Consider the following 4,787-nt stretch of genomic DNA (forward strand, 5'->3'; position numbering starts at 1 on the left):
GCTGCCTGTCCAACGATTCCTGGGGGATTCGGTGTACCGCCAGCCGCAAGGAATCCAGCATTCATGCGGGGTGGCGGGGTTTTGCAGGGCCGACTGATTAGCCTAAGGCTTCCATTTGTGGAGCATGGGCGATGCGCGGTTGCCACCATTCACTCCGCAAGAGCCGACTTGCATTTATGCTGATCATGAGGACCGCACCCTGTTGACGGCAAACGGCCAGGAGCTGTCGCTCGCGAGCACCCTCAAATTCGATTCAAGGAGAATGGCCATGTCAACGCTGCAGAGGTTCAGGGGCGACTCGATGCTCAAGGTTCCCCTGCTTGGCCGGACGCTGACGCTCTACCGGCAGGGCGCTTGGCTTGCCTTGTTTTTGTTCCTTGCGACCATGTCGCTCTGCAACTTGCCCTGGCGCCTTGTTCCAGCCGTGGGTGAAATTCTTCAACTGCTGATTGCGGTCGTTGGCTTCTACCTTTCCGCGGCTCTAATCGGCTCGTTCACGGCCAATCATGTGGACACCGCCACCGCATCACGTCGCTGGCTCTGATTTCCGATTTCGGCCAGGACACGACGTTCACCGACGCGGCAGAATTCGGCCAGGGCCAGACGTTCGATTCCATATCTTGCATACGATGAAGTTCAGCTATTCCTTTAGTCTCCCGGCACCGACTGCCCAGCCGACTCCGGAGCAACTTCACCCATACGATTACAACGAGTTCGTGCTTAGCCTTTCGGCGGATTGGAGACAGGTTCCGATCTCCAGGGAAAGAACGCTGAGGTGGTGTTCGGACAAGCTCAAGGCCGAAATCATCGTTAGCGTGGACTTTTATGAATTGCCGGAGAGCAAGTGGGCGAAAGTTGCGGAGGTGACTTTGGAAAGCCGACACAAGGCCCTTGCCGAAGCCAGTGGGGACGCACTGACTGTTGTCAGCCGAAGTGCGAAACCCTACTCCGGCGGCGGAGGGTTGGAGATCAGCTACGCCGCGCACACCGGCGACATGACCCACATCTATCTCGGCTACGTCACATCGCGCAAGGTGTTCAACTTTTCGCTGACCGGCGGTGCGAACAAGGCGGCGCTTGTCGAGCTTTACAACAGGTTGATGGAGCGCCAATTACGGGTGAAGGTCCCGTGAGAAAGTCCGCTTTGGAGCGCGGGGCAGAGCCGGTACGGACTCCTTTGCGTCGGCACGACGGCGGACTACAGTCGGCCACGAGCAGAAGTTCGCGACCGCCACTCCTTATGAGAACTTTGTCTCCAGAAATTCGGCCTGCCTCTGTCACAGACGTGAGCGCAATGTTCAAAGTCAGGGCATCGGTCGGAGAGAACACGATGACTGCCGACGAGCTTTCGGCGATAGGCGTCACGCCGGAAGCCATCGCCCTTGCTGTCAGTAGCGCGCCTTGCTCTTGGGTTGCGACCATCGATGAGAACGTCGTTGGCTTCGCCATGGTCGACTTGGATGATGCGTGCCTGTTTGCTCTGTTTGTGTTGCCCGAACATGAGGGTTGCGGGATCGGCACGCGCCTGACCCGGACCTGTGAACGCGCGTTGTTCGAGCGGCACCCTGCCGCGTGGCTCGAAACCGCGAAAGAGAGCCGCGCTGCACGGCTCTATCGTCACCTCGGATGGGGCAGCGAAGTGGCGATTGGTGACGGGGACATCCGGCTCACGAAACAGCGACCATGACCGCTTCAGGCCGAGAAGGTTTTAGGCACGAGCGGCTACAGTCGGCCAGGAGCAGACGCTAAGCCATGCCATCCGACCCTGAGTTCATTCGCTTCCTACCGGCGCTGGAATCAGCGTACTCGTCCTATTCAGGCTCGATGCCGGCACGCGAGATTCTTCTCGGTGCTCTGAGTTGGCCGACCGGCTACTGGCCGGCGCTTGCTGTCGGGTGGTTGGAGCAGGGTGCACCCATCGACTCCGAAATCGCGGCGAGGCTCGAAGCCATTGGTCGAGGACGACAGTACGAGCAACGAACTCGGCACCGCTGCGTGGCCATTCACAAACAGTGGGCGAAATCTCAAGGGTAGTGGGGCGGGGAACTGTCGGAGGTCTGGTTTCGGGCGCCCTCGATCTCTGCTCTGGGCCCTTCTCGCCCACTGGTCCAGAGGCTACAGTCGGCCAGATGCGGACACTCCACAATTTTCACCTCTCCGCTTAATCGAATTGAAATTGGGGAAAAATTGCGTGTCTCCTATGCCCCCCCATTAGTGTCAACAGGTTTCGGTTGAAATACGTCGCGAGCCACAAAAACTGTATACAACACAGCAATGGACTTCACCTTTACACACTATTCCCACGGACTTGTCTCCTTGGTTAACTGCTCACCTGTAAATTTGATTCTCGGGAGAAATGGAGCGGGTAAGAGCACGTTGTTGCGCACTGTAGACGAGTTTATGAATGCACAAAGTGCAATCTATCGGGTCACTTACGTAACTCCAGAAAGAAGCGGCTCTTTTGTGCGCGATGGAAACATCGACACTAATATGGGGTCGGCCAACTGGGGTAGTAGCGTTAGGCGCTCAAATCAAGCCGGCGGAACCAGCTTCAAGGCCATGTCGCATTATGCCTTGCGAAATGCGGAGACCGCATATTTGCGGAAGCTGCAAAACATTGATGCTCGCGGTATGAGTTTTCAAACGAACTGCCTAAACCCTATAAGTAATTTACTATCTAATATATCAATTGAGCAAGGCGGTAGCGATTTCATCTTTAAAAATCTCAAAGATGAAAGGGTCGATGCCATTAACCTAAGTAGTGGAGAATCGGAGACAGTATCGCTGGCTGCTGAGGTATTATATTTTTTTTCGAGTGCAACTTCCGATGTAACGAACGTTTTGCTATTGGACGAGCCTGATGTCCATCAGCATCCGGATTTGCAGGCGCGGTTCGGGCAGTATTTGCTAGATAGACTATCTGAGCTGCCTAATGCTGTTAAGGAGAAGACATATGTGTTTGTTGCCACGCACAGTAACGCATTAGTATGTGCTCTTGCGGTTGACGACCGTACATCTATCGGCAACAAAGAATTTGATTCCAGTAGTATCACGTTCGCTTCCGCCAGCGATGAAGTAAAAAAAGTGGCTCCGTTCTTTGGCCACCCGCTCTCCCTCAGCCTCAATCGCGACGCAATGCTGATAGTCGAGGGCGAAGATGACGAGCGGGTATGGCAGCAAGCGGCCAGGTCATCTCAGGGAAAAATCCGAATATTCCCTGTTCTCGCGCAGTCTGTCAATCAGCAGCATGACTTAGAGAGCTTTTGCGATAAGATGCTTAGGTCTATTTATGACAAACCCGTGGCGTATTCACTGAGAGACGCGGATGGACGCCTTGGTGATATAGAGCCCGTTGGGTGCGTTCAACGATTCAAACTTAATTGCTATGCAATTGAGAACATGCTCCTCACATCAGAATGCCTACAAAGACTCAATACTGATTGGGCCGGATTCGTTTCAGCTGCCCACCATTGGTTGACCGAGAATATCGGTCACAAGGACACTACCCTCCTGCAAGAATTAATAAACTCAGCAGATAGAATGCAGCAAAAAAAAATTAAAAATGTGCGGCAGCTTATAGTCGGAATTTTGGGCTCAAACAAACCTTGGGAGGCGGTGGTTGGGCAGGCTATGGCTGCTCAAATAGGCAAAGCGGAGATACCAAAAGACCAATTCTCACTGCTAAACTTCCTAGGCCGACCCGCTGCCAATATTCTGTTAGGGTGCTATCAAGAAAGCCCAGCTTAATATTCATAGAGTGAGCGTTGGCCGAATTTCGTGATTAAAAGGGTGCGGGAGTTAATGCAACAGCAGTTGTTGCGCTAATGACCGCTGTGGGCCCAAAGCAGACCTTTAGTCTTGTCCAGAGCGGACCGCAAATCCGACGCATCAACGGATGCGTGGGACTCCAGGTAACCTGTCATCGTGAGCTTCGCCTCCAATTAAGCACCCGAAGGTTTGGCGAAGAGTATTTGCCATCGCAACTACCCGAGGCGGGTCGGGGCAATATGGAGCCTCGTTTTCCAGCAGGTTTGCGCAACCATCAAGCGATGAGAGGAGAGACCGTGGAAGCATTTCGCTTCCCTTGAACAGCCTAGCTAGCTCACGGCCCATCACATGAGCCGCTTTGAAGGCCTTCAAACGAATCTCCTTTGCCTCCTGCACCCCATTACACACGTCCGTTAGATAACTGAACATCTCAGCGGCGACGTGCTCGCGCTCGCTGGCGCCAGCTTTTGGCGCTTCGAAAGCAGCAATGGCTCCCACAAAGACCCGGGGCTCGGCGATGGTGACCAAGTCCTGTTGTGAAGGCAGGTTAGCCGCAAACTCTGCCCAGTACCGCTCAACATACGAGGCCCAGTATTCGACATTGAAGCTAGTGACAGGACCACGCAACTCGAGAGACTCGTAGCCCAGGCCGGCGAGCCTTTCGCTAATTAAGCCGACGGCGATTTCTTCGTTCGCAGCTGCTGTGAACGCAGTGACGTACGCACCTATTGCCACGGGTGCCAAGTCAGCGTTCGTGCCGCGGTCCACTTTCATGGTCGCCCCGAAGAAACCCGTCCTTGATTTGCTCGACTTGGATTTGAAAACACCGAACATCGATTTTCCTGATGGGAAGTAAGGTTGGAATGCAAGGTGACGAACGACTGCTGTTGGCAGGATTTGCCGGTCGCGACGAGTGACAGGAAGTGGCCGTCAGGCGTCTCCGGCCAGTTTCACATCCCTCTCGGCCTTCCCGAGCAACCAGATTTCACTGCCAATCGGGACACTCTCCTTGGTGGCTG

General features: G+C 54.4%; 5 protein-coding genes. 4 read left to right on the top strand and 1 reads right to left on the bottom strand.

The window, feature by feature from the left end; genetic code table 11:
- Window positions 1–268 precede the first annotated feature (268 nt).
- The 4 genes from ABIC63_RS29745 to ABIC63_RS29760 all read left to right on the top strand — a co-directional run bounded on the left by ABIC63_RS29745 (window position 269) and on the right by ABIC63_RS29760 (window position 3,747).
- Window positions 269–544, top strand: a complete 276-nt coding sequence (locus ABIC63_RS29745; RefSeq protein WP_354322447.1) for a hypothetical protein — start codon at window positions 269–271, stop codon at window positions 542–544.
- A gap of 85 nt (window positions 545–629) precedes the next feature.
- Window positions 630–1,133 (top strand): hypothetical protein, encoded by a 504-nt coding sequence (locus ABIC63_RS29750; RefSeq protein ID WP_354322448.1) that lies wholly within the window; start codon window positions 630–632, stop codon window positions 1,131–1,133.
- A 197-nt stretch (window positions 1,134–1,330) separates the two neighbouring features.
- Entirely contained in the window at window positions 1,331–1,687 is a 357-nt protein-coding gene (locus ABIC63_RS29755) for a GNAT family N-acetyltransferase (RefSeq protein WP_354322449.1), read from the top strand.
- Between the two features lie 587 nt (window positions 1,688–2,274).
- Window positions 2,275–3,747 carry an AAA family ATPase gene (locus tag ABIC63_RS29760; RefSeq protein WP_354322450.1) on the top strand — a complete coding sequence of 491 codons (1,473 nt, stop codon included), beginning with the start codon at window positions 2,275–2,277 and terminating at the stop codon, window positions 3,745–3,747.
- Between the two features lie 141 nt (window positions 3,748–3,888).
- On the opposite strand, the gene ABIC63_RS29765 is transcribed toward ABIC63_RS29760, so the two are convergent.
- Window positions 3,889–4,602, bottom strand: a complete 714-nt coding sequence (locus ABIC63_RS29765) for a hypothetical protein (protein ID WP_354322451.1) — start codon at window positions 4,600–4,602, stop codon at window positions 3,889–3,891.
- Between the last annotated feature and the right edge of the window lie 185 nt (window positions 4,603–4,787).

Origin of the sequence: Pseudacidovorax sp. 1753, from assembly GCF_040544975.1 — a bacterium.
GTDB lineage: Bacteria > Pseudomonadota > Gammaproteobacteria > Burkholderiales > Burkholderiaceae_C > Xenophilus.